The organism is Microcoleus sp. AT3-D2, from assembly GCF_036705715.1.
Taxonomy (GTDB): Bacteria; Cyanobacteriota; Cyanobacteriia; order Cyanobacteriales; family Microcoleaceae; genus Microcoleus.
The window spans coordinates 21,760-41,618 of the sequence record NZ_JAUBVE010000040.1; the positions used below are offsets into that span (position 1 = coordinate 21,760).

Below are 19,859 nucleotides of genomic sequence, written 5' to 3' on the forward strand. Positions count from 1 at the left end.
AAGTTTATGCTTAAAAGATAGGCTGGGGTTAAATATACAGTGCGCCCTAGAGTAACCATGTCACACTGCAACCAATCCATCTGTCGTTCCCGCAATCTCGCAGAAATGTGCGATACTGCTGCCAGTTGGCAGCAAAAAGCCGATCGACTAACGGTAGAATTAAACACCACCCAGGATCGGCTTCACGCAGAAATAGATCGGCTCAAACAAGCCAACCAAACCCTTCAGGCCGCTGTCAGTTGTGCCCCAATTTTCCTGTGGGCAACAGACAGAGAAGGCAAGTTAACCCTTGCAGCAGGGAAAGGATTAGAAAATTTGGGACTCAAACCAGGTACAAGTGTCGGGCGATCGATTTTTGAAGTTTACAGCAGCCAGCCAGATATCTTAGAAAATATTGCTGAGGTACTAGCAGGAAACGATCGCACTTGGAACGTCCGAGAGAGGCATTTTATTCACGAAATTCGATCTGCAGCCCTGCGAGATGGAAACGGCGAAGTTGTCGGGGCAGTGGGTGTTTCTACTCAAATTACCGAGCGCCAGCAGTCCATTGCCACTCTGGAAACGGCAAATCAAGAATTAGAAGAGAGACTTCAGCAGCAAACGGCAGTCTTCAATTCAGCACTTGCCGAAAGCGAAAAAAAGTACCGTAACCTCGTAGAAACCTCCCAAGAATTGATTTGGTCGATCGATATTGAAGGCCTCTTGACTTTTGTCAATTCCGCCGCCAAACGCATCTACGGTTACGAACCGCCTGAAATGATCGGACGCCGCTTCTCCGATTTTTTAGTTCCTCAGCAAGAAAGTAGACCAAGAGAAATATTTGCCCAACTTTTAGCGAGAACCAAAATTCAGCCACAAACCGCTAATTCTCCTTACGAAACAGTACACATTCGCAAAGACGGTACTCCCGTTCACCTGCGCGTCAACAGCATAGTCAACCAAGCTGAAAACGGCGCTATTTTAGGCTTGTGCGGAACGGCGACAGATATTAGCGACCATAAGCGATCGGAAGAAGCACTCAAAGAAGCTACAGACCAACTTCGCGCCGTTTTGGATGCCGTACCCGGATTGATTTCTTGGATCAGTTCAGATTTGCGGTATATTGGAGTCAACCAGCACTTAGCAACCTCATTCAACCTGTCTCCTGAAAGCTTTGTCGGTCAAGAAATCAACTTTCTCGACAAAGGCTCGGCTTTCGGAGAATTGATCCGAATTTTTTTTGACAGTTCATCTCAGCAAATCTGCCAAGAAATAGAAATAGAAATTAACGGTTTCGCCCGCAACTATTTGATAGTAGCTCAGAAATATCATCAGGGAACCGCAGCAGTTTCTGTAGGTATAGACATTACCGACCGCAAGCGTGCGGAAGCTCTCAAAAACCAATTGATATGCTCGCTGCAAGAATCAGAACACAAATTTCGTAGCCTGTATGAAGCCACCAGCGACGCAGTAATGTTGCTTGACGAAAAAGAGTTTTTTGACTGCAACCCCGCTACTTTAAAAATATTTGGCTGTAGCAACACAAAACAATTTTACGGCAAGAAACTGAGCGACTTTTCCCCACAATTTCAGCCTAGCGGACAAGACTCATCCAGTCTAGCAATACAGAGAATATCGACAGCAATGCAAACAGGTAGCTGTCGCTTTGACTGGGTAAACAAACGACTCGACGGTTCAGAATTTCCCGCTGAAGTGCTGTTAAATGCAATGGAAATTAACGGACGAAAAGTAATTCAAGCAGTAGTGCGGGATATTACAGATCGCAAGCGCGACGAAGATGGCATCAAAGCATCCCTAGCAGAAAAAGAAGTTCTCCTCAAAGAAATTCACCACCGTGTTAAAAACAACCTCCAAGTTATTTCCAGTTTGCTCAAACTTCAGTCACGCTACATCCAAGACAGCCACGTTAGTGAAATGTTAAAAGAAAGTCAAAACCGAGTCAGATCAATGGCCCTGGTTCACGAACAATTGTATCAATCCAAAGACTTGTCAAACATTGACTTTGCTGAATACATCCAAAATCTCGCCCACAATTTATTCCAAGCTTATGAAAATCATGCAGAAGGCGTCAATTTGCAAACAAATATTGCGCCGTGTTCTCTCAATATTGATACGGCAGTTCCTTGCGGGTTAATTATCAACGAGCTTGTGACAAATGCCCTCAAATATGCTTTTAAAGGGCAAGTTAAAGGTAAAATTAACATAGATTTCACTTTAGATAATAACAGATTTTGCGTGCTAACCGTGAGTGACAACGGAATTGGTTTGCCTCAAGACTTAGATTATCGCAAAGCCCGAACGTTGGGTTTGCGACTGGTCGGGTCTTTAGTCAAGCAAATCCGGGGGGAAATAGAACTGTTAGAAACTGCTGGCACGACTTTTAGAATAACCTTTTCTCAACCCAAATTGCACTCTGAGGAGAAAAATTAGTGTCCAACAAAAAAATTCTGATAGTTGAAGACGAGAGCATCATTGCGGAAGACATTTCCGACAGTTTGATCTCTCTAGGATATAGAATAACTGGGATGGTTTATTCGGGAGAAGAAGCGATTGAATCGGCAGCGACGTTGCGCCCGGATTTAGTTTTAATGGATGTTAACCTGCAAGGAAACATCGACGGCATTACAGCAGCCGAAGAAATTCGCTTGCGCTTTCAAATTCCGGTAGTTTATCTGACAGCTTATGCCGATGAAACTACTTTGCGACGAGTCAATAGCACAAAACCGTTCGGCTATATTGTCAAGCCATTTGAAGAAAAAAACTTGCACACAACTATTCAACTGGCACTCTACCGACATCAGTATGACAGCTTAACCAACCTGCCGAATCGTTCATTTTTGCGAGAAAAGTTAAGTCGAGTATTAGAGGATCAAAAAGAATTGTTGGGAGTCGTTCCAGTTGTCACGCTTAGCTTAGATAAAATCAACCGCATTAACAGTACCTGGGGACACGATATCGGCGACTCGGTGCTTTGCAGCATCGCCCAGCGGCTAACTAACTGCATGGAAAACATTACTATTGTTGCTCGTTTGGAAGCGGCCCAATTCGCGCTGATTCTCAAACCAGTTGCAGAAAAACAGGATGTGGCTAAGATTGCTCAAAACATTTTAGATATTGTATCCCAAGGTATGATTGTCAAAGATTGCGAAGTCTATGTCACTGCTAGTATGGGGATCTGCTTGTATCCTGGGGACGGCACCGACGGAGATGAAATGCTGAAAAATGCTTATATAGCAATGTATCAATCTCAGCAGAAAGGCGGTAATAATTATCATTTTTATACGAAAAAGAATGCTAATTTTTTCATCAATACACTTCTTCAAGAAACTTCCCTTCGCCATGCTTTAAAAAGCTCAGAATTTGAAATCTACTATCAGCCGCAAATAGCAATTAAAACAGGTAAAATTATTGGTGCTGAAGCTTTGGTGCGCTGGAATCATCCAGAACGGGGGCGAGTTTCCCCTGGGGAATTTATTCCAATGGCTGAAGAAATGGGCTTGATTGCGCCGTTGGGCGAATGGGTATTAGAGACTGCTTGCAGGCAAACTAAAACATGGCAAAGAGCAGGTTTACCGCCTCTGCGAGTGGCAGTTAACGTGTCAGCCCGTCAATTCGAGCGCAAAAATTTCACGGAAAGAGTCAGGGAGATATTAACAGAAACCGCTCTCGATCCCAAGTGTTTGGAATTAGAACTGACTGAAAGTCTTGTTTTGCAAGACGAAATTGCAGCAGCTAAAGCTTTTAGGGTGTGGAAAGAGCAGGGGATTAGGATAGCAATTGATGATTTTGGAATGGGATATTCTTCTTTGAGTTCTCCGAAACGCTTTCCGTTGGATGCGATAAAAATTGACAAGAGTTTTATTCGCGATATTGCGGACGATCGCCAAAATGCAGCGATTACAATAGCCATTATTCAAATGGCACACCGCATGAACATGACTGTGATTGCTGAGGGGGTAGAAAATGAGTCGGAACTTGCTTTTTTGTGCGATTACGAGTGCGACGAAATTCAAGGTTATTTTTTCAGCAAAGCTCTACCAAGCGCTGAGTTTGAAGCGCTACTGAAAAGCGATAAGTGCTGGAATTTACATCAATTCCGGTTGCAATCCTCCGGAATAGTTGACTGTTGACTGTTGACTGTTGACTGTTGACTGTTGACTGTTGACTGTTGACTAATGACTAATTCAAAAGATACGATCGCCCAACCAACTTCCCAGCCACAGCCCAAAACCGGAAGTAGCCACCAACAGGATAAACGTATAAAGCCCGCTGCCGTTGTGGATCAACCTTTCTGCAGCTACCATCCGCGCCACAACTCCAGCAATAATGCCGATCGCAGCCCAAGCCCCATAAACACTCTTAGACCCGGCGATAGCCAAGGCTTGGACGATCGCCCCCGAACCCGCCCCAGCCAAAACCCCTGCCCACGCCCCAATCCCCAGCCCGATCGCACCAGAGAACCCCACGGGGCCGCCAGAATTCACGCCTAGTTCCGTCGCCAGCCCGCACATCAAGCCAACAATCGCCCAACACACGGCCGTCACCAACGCCTTAACCCAATTCCCCGAACCCGTTCCAGCCATCAATCCCACCACTGTCACCACTCCCGCCACAGCCAACACAGCAGCTACAGCCCGAGACTGGGCCTCGGAACTGGCGATCGCCCCCAAACCAGCCCCAACTGCCCCCCAAGCAGCCCCTGTGACCTTTCCTCCCGCCTGAAAACCGGCGATCGACCCCCCTACCGCCCCAGCCAAAACTAACGCCGCCAGCCACACTCTAGGCGTTGCCGAACCCTCCGCCAGCAAAATCGCCGCCCACAGCCAATCTGCACCGCAGATTAAAGCCCACATCCACGGCGGGGCGGGTGATACCGTCAAAATCCAACCGGTCAAAGCGTAACTCGCCACGGCGATTGCCAGCGGCCCCCAAGGGAAGCTTGAATAGTGTTGAGATGGCCGCACTTCCCTCGGCGCGCTTCGCGGTTTTGAGTATTGAGTTGAAAATTCTTTTTTCCTTTTCGAGATAAGCTTTGGATAGTTTTGAGAGGGCCGTGCTTCCCTCGCCACGCTTCGCCCAGGTTGCTTTGTGCCCCGCCGCGCTTGACGATTGTGAGTGGTAAATCGTTTCTTTCTTGAAGAGGTTTTTTGAGTTAGAAATTTTTTGGAGGCGGCTTTTGGGCGGGTTTGACGGCGCTGGGAACCAGGCCTGGCGGCTGATTTTCCAGAACGCCTTCTCAGCGGCTTTTCCGGCGCAGGCGGCGGTGGCTGCTGAAACTGTTGTTCGATCGAACTCGATTCAGGCTGACTCAGAAACAACACCAACTGCTGGTAAGCTTCATTAATTTCTGTTAATCTTTGGTGAGCTTTTTGTTGCAGGCGATCGTTGTGGGCAAACCGATCGGGATGCCACACAAACGCTAAATCCCTGTAAGCGCGCTTAATTTCTTCGAGGGAACTTCCCGGCTCTATTTCGAGGATTTCGTAGCATCGATTAATGTCAGCCATAGGCTTCGGGCAGGTGTTTGTAAATTCGCGTGAAGCGAAGCTATCCCGTAGGGAATCGTACTTAACATCTTGTACTATTCTCAGCCAAGCTGCACAGTAAGCCGAGATCCGATCGAGTGTCAAGCGTCCTCAAGTCTGCGGGCCATCCTTCCGGTCGATCAATGCAGGCGGACAACTGAGTACAATGAGAAAATCCTTTCGTGCGATCGGTATTTGTGTCTGTGTCGGCAAATCAAGCTCCCATCTTCATCTTAGTTGACGGCCACTCCCTGGCCTTTCGCTCCTACTTCGCCTTCGCCAAAAGTCGAGACGGAGGCTTGCGAACTACGACAGGCATTCCCACCAGCGTCTGTTTTGGCTTTCTCAAGTCGCTGCTGGAAGTAATGGCCGCCCACGACCCCCAGTACATGGCGATCGCCTTTGACCTCGCCACACCCACATTTCGCCACGAAGCAGACGACACCTATAAAGCCGGTCGAGCCGAAACACCGGAAGATTTTAAGCCGGATATCAAAAACCTGCAAGAACTCCTCACCTATTTGAATTTACCTGCAATAACTGCTCCAGGCTACGAGGCGGACGATGTTTTGGGAACTTTGGCAAACAAAGCCAGCGCGGCGGGTTATCAGGTCAAAATCCTCACGGGCGATCGAGATTTGTTTCAATTAGTAGAAACCGAAAAACAAATCAGCGTATTATATTTGAGTACCGATGAACTCAGGCGATCGGGCAAAGGCAAATCCCAAGAATACGGCCCGGAAGAAGTCAAAGCCAAACTCGGTATTTTGCCCGAACAAGTAATAGATTACAAAGCTTTGTGCGGCGACAAATCCGACAACATCCCCGGAGTCAAAGGCATCGGCGACAAAACCGCCCTGCAATTGCTGGAGGCTTACAATTCCCTAGATGGAATTTATGCAGCCATCGACGAGATTAAAGGAGCAACTAAGAAAAAGCTAGAAGAAGGCAAAGAAGCTGCTTATCATTCTCAACGCATGGCAACAATTGTCCAAGACGTGCCATTAGAAATCAACTTAGAAGATTGCCAGCTTATCGGTTTTGACGAATCAGCCTTGATTCCCATGCTGGAAAAGTTAGAATTTAAAACATTTTTAAGCAAAGTTAAACAAATTCAAAAGCGTTTTGGTGGTGTAGAAGATAAGGAAAAACAAGAATCCTCCTCCTCAAACACCCTAGAACAGCAATTGGAGGGTGTAGAAAAGCCATGGGAACAGGGCGGGCAAGATGCCCAACCCCTACTCCCCACAATAGATAAGTCACCTCCAACTTCTGAAATTTCAGAAGTTGGAGGTGACTTATCCTTTTGGAATTATGCTGATACCCTAGCCGCCCAGCAACTGCTAATTAAACCCCGAATTATTCAAACAACCGAACAGTTAAACGAATTAGTCGAACTGCTGCAAACCTTCACCGACAAAGCCTCACCCGTGGCGTGGGATACCGAAACCACCGCCATCGAACCACGAGACGCCGAATTAGTCGGAATTGGCTGCTGTTGGGGAACTGGTGAAGAGGATCTCGCTTACATTCCCACGGGACACAAAACGGGCAAAAACTTGGACAAAGCCACAGTTTTAAATGCTTTGCGTCCGATTTTGGAAAGCGAGAATTATCCCAAAGCGCTACAAAATGCTAAGTTCGATCGATCAATCCTGCGTTGTCAAGGAATTAAACTAGCAGGAGTCGTATTTGACACCATGTTAGCCAGTTACGTACTCAATCCAGAACAAAAACATAACCTTGATGATTTGTCAAATAAATACTTGGATAGTGCTAAACAAGTAGTGATTTTTGCCTTTCATCTCCTTGTACAGAGCGGGTTATATCAAATGGCATCACTCCTTATGCAGCACTACCAATACTTGAAGAAGCGGAATCAAGCCAAAAGTTATAACCAATTAGTGCCTAAAGGGAAAACAATTGCTGATAAAAGCATTCCAGAAGTAGCTGATTACTGTGGCATGGATGTCTACAGGACATTTCAGTTAGTAAAAAAACTCATAATAGAATTAGATGATGCTGATAAAAATGCTTTGTTAGACAAGTTATTGCATCAGTTGCTGCTGGAAGTAGAATATCCCCTCGAACCTGTTTTAGCTGAAATGGAATACTGCGGAATTCGCATTGATTCAGCTTATCTCAATACCCTCTTGCAAGAGCTAGAAACCAAATTAGCTAAACTCGAAGAAAATACCGATGATGAAAATGCTCCATCAGATAAGTCTTTGCACAAGTTGCTGCTGGAAGTAGAACAGCCCCTAGAACCAGTTTTAGCTGAAATGGAATACTGCGGAATTCGCATTGATTCAGCTTACCTGCAAGAACTATCGCAACAGCTAGAAAAGAGTTTAAAAGAAATAGAAGAAAAAACTTATCAAGCAGCCGGGAGAAAGTTTAATTTAGGTTCCCCGAAACAACTCAGCGAAATCTTGTTAGAAAAAATCCCGGATGAGTTTCAGAAAAAGTCTCGCAAAACTAAGACTGGATACTCTACAGACGCCGCTGTTTTGGATAAATTGCAAGGAGATCACCCGATTGTAGACGATTTATTGGAACACCGAACATTATCCAAGTTGAAATCAACTTATGTCGATGCTTTGCCGCAGTTAGTCCGTGCGGATACCGGGCGAGTGCATACAGATTTCAACCAAACTGCAACGGGTACGGGAAGGCTTTCTTCTTCCAATCCAAATTTACAAAATATTCCCATCCGCACCGAGTTTTCACGGCAAATTCGCAAGGCATTTTTACCGGAAGAAGGTTGGCTGATGGTGTCGGCTGACTATTCTCAAATTGAACTGCGAATTTTGGCTCACTTGAGTCAAGAACCTGTGTTAATTGAAGCTTACCAAAATAACCGAGATGTGCATACAGTGACAGCTCAACTGCTGTTTGAAAAGGAGGAAATAACTCCCGACGAGCGCAGGTTTGGCAAAACGATTAATTTTGGCGTAGTTTACGGTATGGGGGCGATTAAGTTTGGCAAATCGATGGGTAAAAGCGCAGCAGACGGCAAGGAGTTTATTAAGCGATTTAACGAGCGTTACAGTAAAGTTTTTGAATATTTGGAGAAAGTAAAAAAAGAGGCGATCGCCCTCGGATACGTTACCACAATACTCGGCCGCCGCCGTTACTTAAACTTCGAGAGCGAAAGCCTCCGCGACTTAAAAGGCCGCAATCCCCAAGACATTCACTCCGATAGACTTAAATCTCTCAGCAGAGATGATGCCCAATCTTTGCGCGCGGCAGCCAACGCTCCCATTCAAGGCTCTAGTGCTGATATCATTAAACTTGCCATGATTGAGGTACACAAAATTTTGCAAAACTATCAGGCGCGGCTGCTGCTGCAAGTGCACGATGAATTAATCTTTGAAGTACCTCCCGATGAATGGGAAGAATTGCAACCAAAAATTAGAAGTGCGATGGAAAGTGCTCCGACAATTATAAGTGCGATGGAAAATGCTCTGCCCAAAAATACAAGTGCGATGGAAAATGCGCCCGGTATGGTACCGCTGATAGTTGACATCCACGCTGGGCAAAATTGGATGGAAACTAAATAAAACACAGAAATATGAGCCAACTTAAAATTGCCATTTTCCCCAAAATAAAAACCTTAAGTGCAGTTGCTCTGCTATTGCTACTATTCGGGTGTCCACAAAAGTTCGCACCGAATAACTATGCTGTCAAGCGAGTCAGCGACGGCGACACCCTTGTCGCTAGCGATGCCGCCGGGAAAGATATCAAAGTGCGTTTTGCCTGTGTAGATGCACCGGAAGTCGCGCACACCAATGCTGAAAAAAATAGCAAAGCAGCAGCAAAAAAAAATCAATTTAAGTGGGGAAATCTAGCGCACCAAAGAATGCAGCAGCTTGTCAAAAAAGGGGGCGACCGCGTTGTTTTGACAGTCACCGATACTGACCGTTACGGTCGCAAAGTTAGCGAAGTTCGCTTGCCAAATGGTACATTTGCCCAAGAAGTTTTGATCCGCGAAGGATTAGCAATGGTTTACCGTCCTTACTTGAAAAACTGTCCGAGTGCAAGTATTCTGGAACAAGCGGAAGCCGAAGCTAAGAAAAATCGCCGCGGCGTTTGGGGAGATTCTAAATTTGTTCCCGCGTGGAAATTTCGGAACAGTGATAAATGATGGGAAGAAAGCCCTCCGACTTCGCGATCGGGTAAAAAGAAGGAAAATGGTAGAAGTAGGAGCTAACTCTTGCCTTCGGAGTTTTGTTAGTCTAGTAGAGCCACAAGTTTCAACCTATTTGTATATTGACAGGGACAAGATTATGTTGTTGGGGTGGAATCGGGGAACCTGTATCAGACATTTACAGTCTTGGAGTCACTCCGGTTTTTTTAAACCCCGTCTATACTATAAATCCTAGGTTTAGCTGCTCCGCATCGGCCCAGGAAGCGGGTTTCTAGATACCGATGCCGATCGTCCTAATTTAGTACAATACAATCAGGACGAGGTTCTGCTCCTACGGTTTGCAATCTGTGGAGTTTCGGCGATAGCTGACGCCAGATTCATCTAAAACCAGACATGAGTTCGATCGCACTTTTGTCCCAGCTTTTTTTAGGAAAAGTCAACAAATGTGATAGGCTCCAGATAAACTAATAGACTGCTGACAAAAGCGGTCTATTGCAATCACCCAAAATTAACTTTAAGGGACATCAATGAATTTCAAACATCTGGTTATTTCCGGCCTTGCCCTGCTCCTCGGTACTACAATCGTAGGAAATGCTATTGCTCAAGAACTGACCGAAAACGAAAAAACGGTTATTTGTCGCTTGAAAACAGAAGTTGACCAGCGGAAAGGCAACGGTCAAAAATTAGTATTTGTGCCGTTGCTCGGTCAAGTTCGCAACCAAGTTTCATCTCCTTTTAGAGCGACGCTGCATCCTAATGTGGAGTATGTTTTTGTTGCCACTTGCGACGGAAATTGCCAGGATTTAAACTTATCTCTTAAGGATGCAAGCGGCCAGGAAATAGCTGTGAGTCAAAAGACAGGCGAACTGGCGTCAATCTCTTTTACTCCCCCATCCCAAGGTGAATATCAAATCAGTGCTAAGCCTGGGGAATGCAAGACGGCAGAGGGTTGCAGTTACGGCATGGGAATCTTCGTTCCTGCCTCTGCGAGCGTACCTAATGCTTCAAGAATTCCTGCTGAGATAGCACAATTTCAACTTTGCCAGTAGGGGAACAGCTATAGAGTTGTGGGTTGCGAGTAGAGTAGAGTTATGAATTAGAAATCTAACTCATAACTTGCAACTTATAACTCGCCACTCACAATATCGCAACCACGCCCGACGGTGAGCAGGTTCTTAATTACTGAAATGCTCCCTTTGACTGTTTCTTCCTTCTTTCTTCTTCCTTCTGCTATAATTTGTTACGCATAACTCCTCCAAACTGTCAAGCCGATCGAGCTGTGGAACCCTGCAAAGGCCCAATAACTGCCGAAAGCGGGCTTGAAGCCAGAACTTTATTTACCCTCAGACAGGCATCAATTAGAATATAGATGGTGCCTCTCAAAGGTGACGAGTACATTGCCCATGTCTTTAACCTTAGCTTTGAAAAATCAACTGCAGAACCGTCCTCAAATAGGGTTGAAAAGTCTGTTGGGCCGCTTGGGTATCAGGCAGAAAATCGGCTGCGGATACGCATTGGTCATTGGTATTGCCGTTTTGGGTGCTGTGGCGGGACGGGGAGTAGAATCCTATCACAAGCAGCAAGTTAGAGAAAAACTAGCGCTCGACCGAGATAAAGCGGAAATCCTGACAAACCTCAACAACACGGTGCAGGAAGTCAGAATTCAGCAGCAAGAGCTGGCGAGTCTGACGGCCAAACCGCAAATTTTCGATAGCCAACGCTCGGAATTCCTGACTCGCGTTGCTCAGATGAGCGGCATCCTCGAACAACTGCAAACCTCGTCGCCTACGAAGAATCCCGAGGTTGCCAAAGACTACCAACAGCTTCAACAGTTCGCTCAAGTCAACGGCAAAACCGTAGAATCATACTTTCAACAAGTACAAAAATTGTTGGCTGCTGCCAAATTATCTGCTTTGAATCCGAAGCAGCAGCAGGCTTTGGGGCAGAACTTGAACAATTTTGTGGCTGGCGAAACTGCTTTGAAACTCAAACAGTTTTCCGAGGATTCAGCCCAACTGGCCGCCAACTTTCGCGAGAAAGCAGATGAGGCATTGAGAACCTACGAAAATGCCGAAAAACTCGGAACTCTCATTCTCGTTTGCTCTCTCTTGATATCAGGTGCGATCGCAGCAATTCTAGCAGCATACACCAGCGGGGCGATCGCTCGCTCCTTAGAAGCCACCACCCTCATCGCTCAGCGAGTGACAGAAGAATCTAACTTTGACCTGCAAGTACCCGTCACTACTTCCGACGAAGTGGGAATGCTAGCAATCTCCCTCAACGAACTGATCCAAAGAGTAGCTGAATACACCGAAGAATTGCACGAAGCAAAAGTAGCCGCCGAAGCTGCCAACCGCTCCAAAAGTGCATTTCTCGCCAACATGAGCCACGAACTACGCACCCCCCTCAACGCCATCATTAACTACAGCGAAATGCTGCAAGAAGATGCTCAAGATTCCGGTTCAGAAGACTTTCTCCCAGACTTAGAAAAAATTCAAACCGCAGGCAAACACCTGTTAGATATGATTAGCGACATTCTCGACATTTCCAAAATAGAAGCAGGTCACGTCACCCTTTATTTGGAAAACTTCGACGTGGCGACCATGATTGAAGAAGTGATGACTACGGCTCAACCGCTAGTAGAAAAAAAAGGCAATTCTTTAGCACTGAAAACCAAAGGCGAACTCGGCACAATGTACGCCGATCAACCGAAAGTGCGGCAAATTCTGCTCAATTTGCTCAGCAATGCTGCCAAGTTTACCGAAAAAGGCGTCATTACTATCGGCGTGGAAAGAATGAAAATTGAAAAATCAAGACCGACCAAACAAAATAAAAATAATGATTTTCAATCGGGTTCAAGCTACACTTCTCAAGTTTTAATGTTTCGAGTCAGCGACACCGGAATCGGCATGACGGACGAGCAATTAGAGCAGATATTCAAACCTTTTACCCAAGCTGATGCTTCGACTACCCGCAAGTACGGAGGCACGGGTTTGGGATTGACAATTAGCCAGCGTTTGTGTCAAATTCTCGGCGGCGAAATTAGCGTTGAAAGCGAGGATGGTAAGGGTTCAACTTTTATTGTCAGTCTCCCGGAACGGGTGGTGATGCAAGCATAAAGTCAGGCAAAATATTGATTTTGAAACGGATACACGGATTAATTATTGAGCATTCGTCAATAGTCAGGAGGCAGATATTCAAGGAAAAAGAAAGAGGGAGGAAGGAAGAGGGAAATTTTAAAATGTATTGATATAGCAACCGCCAAGGCGATGAGGGCATAAAGTGTAAATAGCCTCAATTGCCGTGCGATCGCAAAACCCATCTCCAAAGTTCTACTCTTAAATATTAATACTTCGGATAGTTTTTGATTACCAGTCGTAGAATAAGGGTTTCAAGGCTTTAAGGCGATCGAGCTAACAAGGGAAAACCCAGGGTTCCAGACTACGAAATAAAAACAGTTCGGACTATTGAAATATCAGGGCTTATGAATATTACTCGCGTCTCAGTGGACTCAGCAGGCAATCAGGGCAATCGAGGGCCATTGGGCATCTTTTCCTCTGCTTCCATTTCGCCCGACGGGCGGTTTGTGGCGTTTGAATCTCCAGCATCCAACCTCGTGCCGGGGGACACTAACGCTAGCGAGGATGTCTTTGTGCGGGACACGCTAGCCAATACCACCACCCGTGTCTCTGTTGACTCAGCAGGCAATCAGGCGAACGAGGACTCCTTTGACCCCTCTATTTCAGCCGACGGGCGGTTCGTGGCATTTTGGTCTGTTGCCACCAACCTCGTGCCGGGGGATACTAACGCTAACTCTGACATCTTCGTGCGGGACACGCTCACCAATACCACCACCCGCCTCTCTGTAGACTCAGAAGGCAATCAGGCGGACGATCAGACGTACTATGGCTCCATCAACCCTTCCATCTCAGCCGACGGACAGTTTGTGGCATTTGAGTCAAAGGACTCCTATCTCGTGCCGGGGGATACTAACGAAACCTACGACATCTTCGTGCGGGACACGCTCACCAATAGCACCACCCGCGTCTCTGTAGACTCAGCAGGAAATCAGGGGAACAATACCTCCGTAGACCCATTAACACGCTACGACGACTTTAGACGCAGCGGGTCTCAAAACTCCTCCATCTCATCCGACGGGAGGTTTGTGGCGTTTCAATCATATTCTTCCAACCTTGTGCCGGGGGATACTAACTATAGCCCTGACATCTTTGTGCGGGACACGCTTACCAATACCACCACCCGTGTGTCAGTAGATTCAGCAGGCAATCAGGGGAACGGGGAGTCCTACAATCCCTCTATTTCAGGCGACGGGAGGTTTGTAGCGTTTAGATCTGATGCCTCCAACCTCGTGCCGGGGGATACTAACGAAACCTATGACATCTTCGTGCGGGACACGCTCACCAATACCACCACCCGTGTGTCAGTAGATTCAGCAGGCAATCAGGCGAACGGCGACTCTTCCAACGCGTCCATTTCTGCCAACGGGCGCTTTGTGGCCTTTTATTCAGGTGCCAGCAACTTTGTGTCGGGGGATACGAACAATGCCTCCGACATCTTCGTGCGAGACACGCTCACCAATACCACCACCCGTGTGTCAGTAGATGCAGCAGGCAATCAGGGAAACAATGCCTCCTTCTACCCCTCCATCTCAGCAGATGGGCGGAGAGTAGCGTTTAATTCAAATTCTTCCAACCTCGTGCCGGGGGATACTAACAATACCCGCGATGTCTTTGTTTCTGACATCGGCAACACTCCAGGCAATAACCCTCCTGATAACAACATCAACGGCACTAGCGGCAACGACAACCTGTTTGGCACCAGCGGCAACGACATCATCAACGGTGTGGAAGGGAATGACGTACTTATGGGTTTACGAGGCAACGATATGCTTGTCGGGGGCGACGGCAGCGATGTCCTGAATGGTGGCAAAGGTTTTGACACCCTCAACGGCGGTTTAGGAAACGATATTCTAGTCGGCGGTGGGGGCAACGATGTTTTTGTTTTAGGTGTCGGATTGGGAGTTGATACGATCGCTGATTTCGCTAAGTCTCAAGATACCGTGCAATTAATCAATGGCTTGACGTTCGGACAGCTATCAATTTCGCCGGGAACTGACGGCACATTAATTACAGTAGCCAGCAGCGGTGAAGTTTTAGCTTCTTTGATAGGTGTTGCTCCCAATCTCATCGGTTCTGAAGATTTCATCTCGGTTTAGAGATAGTAAAGTGGTCATTTTTGAAATCACTTTTGCTCAGGGAACATGATTAAAATTGGCCAATAATCACTGTAAGTTTTGATAATTCCCAGGTTTTAACCTGGGAATATAGCAAGTCTAAAGAACAAAGCCTTGTACAAAAGTAGTTTTCAAGACTCCTTCAAAAGTGCGTTCTGTCTTGTCCACCAGGACAACGACATTGCGCCCATTCGGAGACAAACGAACTTCTCGGATTGAATAAGAGAACACCCAATCTTGAAAATTGTTCAGCGTTCCGAGGACACGCTGCCGACCGTTATGATTAATTACAAGACGCATTGCCGCGCTTTCTTTGCCAGCAGAAGCATTTTTTTGCCGCTGTTCCAGGCGAATTTGTAAAGGCTTTGCTGTATTGAGTTTGACGGCAACTGTCTCGCTTCCATTGGCTCCGGGAGTACGAGAAATAATGTTCAGTTTAGTTCCAGCTTGAGGAGGAGTTAACTTCAAAGTTTGCCTGTTATTCCAACTTTTTTTAAGCAAGTCATCTTCTGCCATTTTAGTGCTTTTATTGGAGTCGGGTTCGCCATATTTAGTTTCGATACACCCATTTCTGATGCAGGAATTTGCAGCAACTTGGACAATTTGCAATTTTGCTTTGGGAATTCCCGCTCCTGTATCTCTGGAACTTTCTAAATACAAGTAGTAATTGCTGTCGGCGGAAAAACCCGACATCCGGTGTGCGGCACGCCAGGTACTTGCCAAAGCTTCAGGGGCTAGTGCGATCGCGGCACTTGCTATAATACCTAACGAAATTAAAGGTAAAATTTTCATAGCTATATTTTCCATGTGTGAGAGTTATAGCGGCTGTTATTGATGAGTAAAACAATAACGCTTTGGGTTTAGCTATAGGACTGTGGCGCTTCTCAAGTCCTCTCTCCTATTTACATGAGTGTTTCTCCATTTTCCGCAGCAGGAGACTGTTTAAGAAGGTGCCGTTTTTTCAAGTGGCACTAGAAAGCATTTTTAATGTGAGAGTTGCTCTTATCCAAGAGTCCAACTTTTAGGGGCGATAGTTTGCTTTTCCTTGCGAGAGACTGCTACACAGGACGGAAATACCTATCTCAAGATAGGGGAACACCGATCCGCCCCCCCCTCCGCAACTGCCTACAATGACAATTGTACGGGGAATTAAGTAATTGCCTCTACAGCAGTCATCATTTTTAATGCAGGGAATTAAAATTTATGCAACCAAATAATCCAAACCAATTTACCGAAAAAGCCTGGGAAGCCCTCGCCCGCACCCCCGAAATCGTCAAAGCAGGTCAGCAGCAGCAGCTAGAAAGCGAACATTTGATGAAAGCTTTGCTGGAACAAGAATCGGGACTTGCTAGCAGCTTGTTTAACAAAGCGGGAGTTTCTGTAGCAAAATTGCGCGATCGCACTGACGAGTTTATCAGTCGTCAGCCCAAAATCACTGGAAGCGGCGGCAACGTTTATCTAGGTCGTTCTCTCGACACTTTGCTCGATCGCGCCGAAACTTATCGCAAAGAGTACGGCGATGAATTTATTTCGATCGAGCATTTGATACTAGGTTACGTTAAGGACGATCGCTTCGGCAAAAATTTACTACAAGAATTTAAACTAGATGAAGCCAAGCTCAAAGATATCATTACCCAAGTCCGGGGGAAGAACAAAGTGACCGATCAAAATCCAGAAGGCAAATACGAAGCGCTGGAAAAATACGGCCGAGATTTGACTGAAGCCGCGCGTCAAGGCAAACTCGATCCGGTAATCGGACGGGATGACGAAATCCGCCGCACGATTCAAATTTTGAGCCGTCGCACCAAGAATAATCCGGTATTGATTGGGGAACCGGGAGTCGGCAAAACTGCGATCGCCGAAGGACTCGCCCAGCGAATTATCACCGGAGATGTGCCACAATCTCTCAAAGACAGACAATTAATTAGCTTAGATATGGGCGCGTTAATTGCGGGTGCCAAATTCCGGGGAGAATTTGAAGAACGCTTGAAAGCGGTGCTCAAAGAAGTTACCGACAGCAACGGCAAAGTCATCTTATTTATCGATGAAATTCACACCGTTGTCGGTGCTGGCGCAACTCAAGGCTCGATGGATGCCGGCAACTTACTTAAACCCATGTTAGCGAGGGGAGAATTGCGCTGTATCGGCGCTACAACTCTCGACGAATACCGCAAGTACCTCGAAAAAGATGCGGCACTAGAACGCCGCTTCCAGCAAGTTTATGTTGACCAACCGACAGTTGAAGATACTGTCTCGATTTTGCGGGGCTTGAAAGAACGCTACGAAGTTCACCACGGCGTGAAAATTTCTGACAGCGCCCTGGTGGCGGCGGCTACTTTGTCTACTCGATATATTAGCGATCGCTTCCTTCCAGACAAAGCCATTGACTTAGTGGACGAAGCAGCCGCTAAACTCAAAATGGAGATTACCTCCAAGCCAGAAGAACTAGACGAAATTGATCGCAGGATTTTGCAGCTAGAAATGGAAAGACTGTCGCTGCAAAAAGAAAGTAACGTTGCTTCGATCGAACGCTTGGAAAGACTGGAAAAAGACTTAGCAAACCTCAAAGAACAGCAAAGCGCTTTGAATGCCCAGTGGCAATCGGAAAAAGGTGTCATCGGCAGCATTCAAAAGATTAAAGAACAGATTGATAAGGTGAATATTGAAATTCAGCAAGCTGAATTAAAATATGACCTGAACCGCGCTGCTGAGTTGAAATATAGCAAGTTAACTGAATTGCAAAAACAATTGCAAGAAGCAGAAGCTCAACTTTCAGCCACTCAAACCACAGGTAAAACTCTGCTGCGGGAAGAAGTCACGGAAGCTGACATTGCCGAGATTATTTCCAAGTGGACGGGAATTCCGATTAGCAAGTTGGTTGAATCGGAAATGCAGAAACTTCTGCACTTGGAAGATGAATTGCACAAGCGGGTAATTGGACAGGATGAAGCGGTGACGGCTGTTGCAGATGCAATTCAGCGATCGCGCGCAGGTTTAGCAGATCCCAATCGTCCGGTTGCGAGTTTTATCTTCCTCGGCCCCACGGGTGTTGGCAAAACCGAATTAGCCAAAGCATTAGCGTCTTATCTGTTCGACACCGAAGAAGCGATCGTGCGAATTGATATGTCGGAATACATGGAGAAACACGCGGTTTCGCGGTTAATTGGTGCGCCTCCGGGATACGTTGGCTACGACGAAGGTGGACAATTAACTGAGGCTGTGCGCCGCCGCCCTTACTCCGTGATTCTATTCGATGAAATCGAGAAAGCGCACCCGGATGTCTTCAACATCATGCTGCAAATTCTGGATGACGGCCGCGTTACCGATGCTCAAGGTCACACGGTAGACTTTAAGAATTCTGTGATTATTATGACATCGAATGTCGGCTCTCAATACATCTTAGATGTGGCAGGAGATAACGAACAAATGCGGAGTCGGGTGATGGAAGCGATGCGGGGAACTTTCCGCCCAGAATTCTTGAACCGGATTGATGAGATGATTATCTTCCACGGTTTGAGTAAGGCAGAACTGCGGCAGATTGTGCTGTTGCAAGTCAAGCGCTTGGAAAAACGGTTAGCCGATCGCAAGATGTCTCTGAAATTGTCGGAATCTGCGATCGATTTCTTAGCAGAAATAGGTTACGATCCGGTTTACGGTGCGCGGCCTTTGAAGCGGGGAATTCAACGGGAGTTGGAAACGCAAATGGCGAAGGGTATTTTGCGGGGAGATTTTGCTGATGGCGATACGATTTTTGTGGATATCGAGAATGAAAGGTTGGCGTTTAAGCGGCTGCCGGCTCAGTTGGTGACTGCGAAATAATTTGGGTAGGGTGGGCTGCGGCCCACCTTATTTTTTTGAGGCGATGGTTCTTTTTTTTTACCGCAGATGTAGGCGGATGGACGCGGATGGACGCGGATGGGATTGCGGGCGATCGTTCTTAAGGGCGATCGCTTTCTGATTTATCTTTTTTCTGTTCTTGGCGTTCTCGAACAGATTTCGTCAGCAGGTACGTTGCCAAACTGCTGACGGATCTGCTGTCTTCTTCTGCCCATTCTTCGAGAGCTTTTTGAATCTCTTCTGGCAAGTATGCGGTAACTCGTCCCCGTGAAGCCATTGGTTGCACTGCAAAACATCTCAACACAGTCCATCTTACGCCGTGGTCATCGCTTAAGGGCGATCGCTTTCTGATTCTTCCTTTTTCTGCTCTTGGCGCTCTCTGACTGCTTTAGCTGCCACATGGGATAGCAGGTTTGCAAGGGTTCTATCTTCTTCTTCAGCCCATTCGGACAAGGCTTGATGAACGTCTTCTGGCAGGGTAACTGTGACTCGCATTCGTGAAGGCATGGGCTGGCATGGTTTTACTTCAATTGTCTTCAATTTTACACTCCAACACCATTTGATATATTTTTGTGTCATTTGATGTCAATGGCATCAAATTATGCTATTAGTGTATATAAGGCTCAGGCCTTAAAACGTCAGAAGCCAGCCCCTCACTGTCCAAGGTTCCGGGCTGGCTCTGGCTCCAAAAATATCAATGGAGTGTATTCAATTATGACTTATAAAGACCGCTTGCACTGTTGGGCGATCGCCCGTTTGTTACCTTCTCATCAATGGATGATTGTCGCCCGCTTCCGCAGTCGTTCAGATGCAGACGGGCATTTTCAGTTTTTGCGTCAAACTATACCCCACGTTAAGTTTGAGGTTGTGTTCGATTTAAGCGAGGACAGCAACCGTTTATCGGCGTTGGGCAGCTCTATCAATTCCCTCGCCAGCGGGTTATAAACTGTAATTTTCCGGCTGTTTTGAGTTGATTCAATTTGGGCGATCGCACTTTTTTTGATAAGTGCGATCGTCCGTACCCTCTCAGCCAAATCAGAATTTACACTGGGGTAGCCTCAAGACTGAAATTCTCCGAACACGACTTTATCAA

General features: G+C 46.5%; 13 protein-coding genes. 9 read left to right on the forward strand and 4 right to left on the reverse strand.

Annotated elements, in window-relative coordinates; all coding sequences use genetic code 11:
- The first annotated feature begins 57 nt into the window (after positions 1-57).
- Positions 58-2,430, forward strand: coding sequence for a PAS domain S-box protein (locus QUB44_RS17470; protein ID WP_333369602.1), 2,373 nt, complete (start codon positions 58-60; stop codon positions 2,428-2,430).
- The gene (locus tag QUB44_RS17475; protein ID WP_333369603.1) at positions 2,430-4,130 is read left to right on the forward strand and encodes an EAL domain-containing protein; all 1,701 of its coding nucleotides are present in this window, start codon (positions 2,430-2,432) and stop codon (positions 4,128-4,130) included. The genes QUB44_RS17470 and QUB44_RS17475 overlap by 1 nt, the downstream gene beginning before the upstream one ends.
- Before the next feature lie 54 nt (positions 4,131-4,184).
- On the opposite strand, the gene QUB44_RS17480 is transcribed toward QUB44_RS17475, so the two are convergent.
- A complete protein-coding gene (locus tag QUB44_RS17480) occupies positions 4,185-5,507 on the reverse strand; it encodes a J domain-containing protein (protein ID WP_333369604.1) in 1,323 nt (440 codons plus the stop codon).
- 200 nt (positions 5,508-5,707) lie between these two features.
- Here QUB44_RS17480 and QUB44_RS17485 point away from each other — a divergent pair, with 200 nt between their 5' ends.
- The 5 genes from QUB44_RS17485 (at position 5,708) to QUB44_RS17505 (ending at position 14,911) form a co-directional block, all read left to right on the forward strand.
- On the forward strand, positions 5,708-9,088 hold the full coding sequence (locus QUB44_RS17485; protein ID WP_333369605.1) for a DNA polymerase I: 3,381 nt from the start codon (positions 5,708-5,710) through the stop codon (positions 9,086-9,088).
- A gap of 11 nt (positions 9,089-9,099) precedes the next feature.
- On the forward strand, positions 9,100-9,672 hold the full coding sequence (locus QUB44_RS17490; protein WP_333369606.1) for a thermonuclease family protein: 573 nt from the start codon (positions 9,100-9,102) through the stop codon (positions 9,670-9,672).
- Between the two features lie 530 nt (positions 9,673-10,202).
- Positions 10,203-10,724, forward strand: coding sequence for a hypothetical protein (locus QUB44_RS17495; RefSeq protein ID WP_333164315.1), 522 nt, complete (start codon positions 10,203-10,205; stop codon positions 10,722-10,724).
- Between the two features lie 354 nt (positions 10,725-11,078).
- Positions 11,079-12,794 (forward strand): ATP-binding protein, encoded by a 1,716-nt coding sequence (locus QUB44_RS17500; RefSeq protein WP_333164313.1) that lies wholly within the window; start codon positions 11,079-11,081, stop codon positions 12,792-12,794.
- Positions 12,795-13,159: 365 nt separating this feature from the next.
- Positions 13,160-14,911: a calcium-binding protein gene (locus tag QUB44_RS17505; protein ID WP_333369607.1), complete on the forward strand. Its 1,752-nt coding sequence runs from the start codon at positions 13,160-13,162 to the stop codon at positions 14,909-14,911.
- 117 nt (positions 14,912-15,028) lie between these two features.
- Here QUB44_RS17505 and QUB44_RS17510 read toward each other — a convergent pair whose 3' ends face one another.
- Positions 15,029-15,721: a DUF2259 domain-containing protein gene (locus QUB44_RS17510; protein WP_333164309.1), complete on the reverse strand. Its 693-nt coding sequence runs from the start codon at positions 15,719-15,721 to the stop codon at positions 15,029-15,031.
- Between the two features lie 411 nt (positions 15,722-16,132).
- On the opposite strand from QUB44_RS17510, the gene clpB reads away from it, so the two are divergent.
- Complete coding sequence (clpB, locus tag QUB44_RS17515; protein WP_333369608.1) at positions 16,133-18,748, forward strand: ATP-dependent chaperone ClpB; 2,616 nt, start codon at positions 16,133-16,135, stop codon at positions 18,746-18,748.
- 118 nt (positions 18,749-18,866) lie between these two features.
- Here the strand turns inward: clpB and QUB44_RS17520 are convergent, their stop codons facing one another.
- Both QUB44_RS17520 and QUB44_RS17525 read right to left on the reverse strand, forming a co-directional pair.
- Positions 18,867-19,043, reverse strand: a complete 177-nt coding sequence (locus tag QUB44_RS17520; protein WP_096829277.1) for a ribbon-helix-helix domain-containing protein — start codon at positions 19,041-19,043, stop codon at positions 18,867-18,869.
- A 53-nt stretch (positions 19,044-19,096) separates the two neighbouring features.
- Positions 19,097-19,273 carry a ribbon-helix-helix domain-containing protein gene (locus QUB44_RS17525; RefSeq protein WP_333029546.1) on the reverse strand — a complete coding sequence of 59 codons (177 nt, stop codon included), beginning with the start codon at positions 19,271-19,273 and terminating at the stop codon, positions 19,097-19,099.
- Between the two features lie 207 nt (positions 19,274-19,480).
- On the opposite strand from QUB44_RS17525, the gene QUB44_RS17530 reads away from it, so the two are divergent.
- A complete protein-coding gene (locus QUB44_RS17530; RefSeq protein WP_333369609.1) occupies positions 19,481-19,711 on the forward strand; it encodes a hypothetical protein in 231 nt (76 codons plus the stop codon).
- Positions 19,712-19,859 lie beyond the last annotated feature (148 nt).

Bases quoted from the DNA above. Each gene is read 5' to 3' on its own strand.
- QUB44_RS17470 (WP_333369602.1), top strand. From the start codon at position 58: ATGTCACACTGCAACCAATCCATCTGTCGTTCCCGCAATCTCGCAGAA.
- QUB44_RS17480 (WP_333369604.1), bottom strand. From the start codon at position 5,507: ATGGCTGACATTAATCGATGCTACGAAATCCTCGAAATAGAGCCGGGA.
- QUB44_RS17490 (WP_333369606.1), top strand. From the start codon at position 9,100: ATGAGCCAACTTAAAATTGCCATTTTCCCCAAAATAAAAACCTTAAGT.
- QUB44_RS17495 (WP_333164315.1), top strand. From the start codon at position 10,203: ATGAATTTCAAACATCTGGTTATTTCCGGCCTTGCCCTGCTCCTCGGT.
- QUB44_RS17500 (WP_333164313.1), top strand. From the start codon at position 11,079: ATGTCTTTAACCTTAGCTTTGAAAAATCAACTGCAGAACCGTCCTCAA.
- QUB44_RS17505 (WP_333369607.1), top strand. From the start codon at position 13,160: ATGAATATTACTCGCGTCTCAGTGGACTCAGCAGGCAATCAGGGCAAT.
- QUB44_RS17510 (WP_333164309.1), bottom strand. From the start codon at position 15,721: ATGAAAATTTTACCTTTAATTTCGTTAGGTATTATAGCAAGTGCCGCG.
- clpB (WP_333369608.1), top strand. From the start codon at position 16,133: ATGCAACCAAATAATCCAAACCAATTTACCGAAAAAGCCTGGGAAGCC.
- QUB44_RS17520 (WP_096829277.1), bottom strand. From the start codon at position 19,043: ATGGCTTCACGGGGACGAGTTACCGCATACTTGCCAGAAGAGATTCAA.
- QUB44_RS17525 (WP_333029546.1), bottom strand. From the start codon at position 19,273: ATGCCTTCACGAATGCGAGTCACAGTTACCCTGCCAGAAGACGTTCAT.
- QUB44_RS17530 (WP_333369609.1), top strand. From the start codon at position 19,481: ATGACTTATAAAGACCGCTTGCACTGTTGGGCGATCGCCCGTTTGTTA.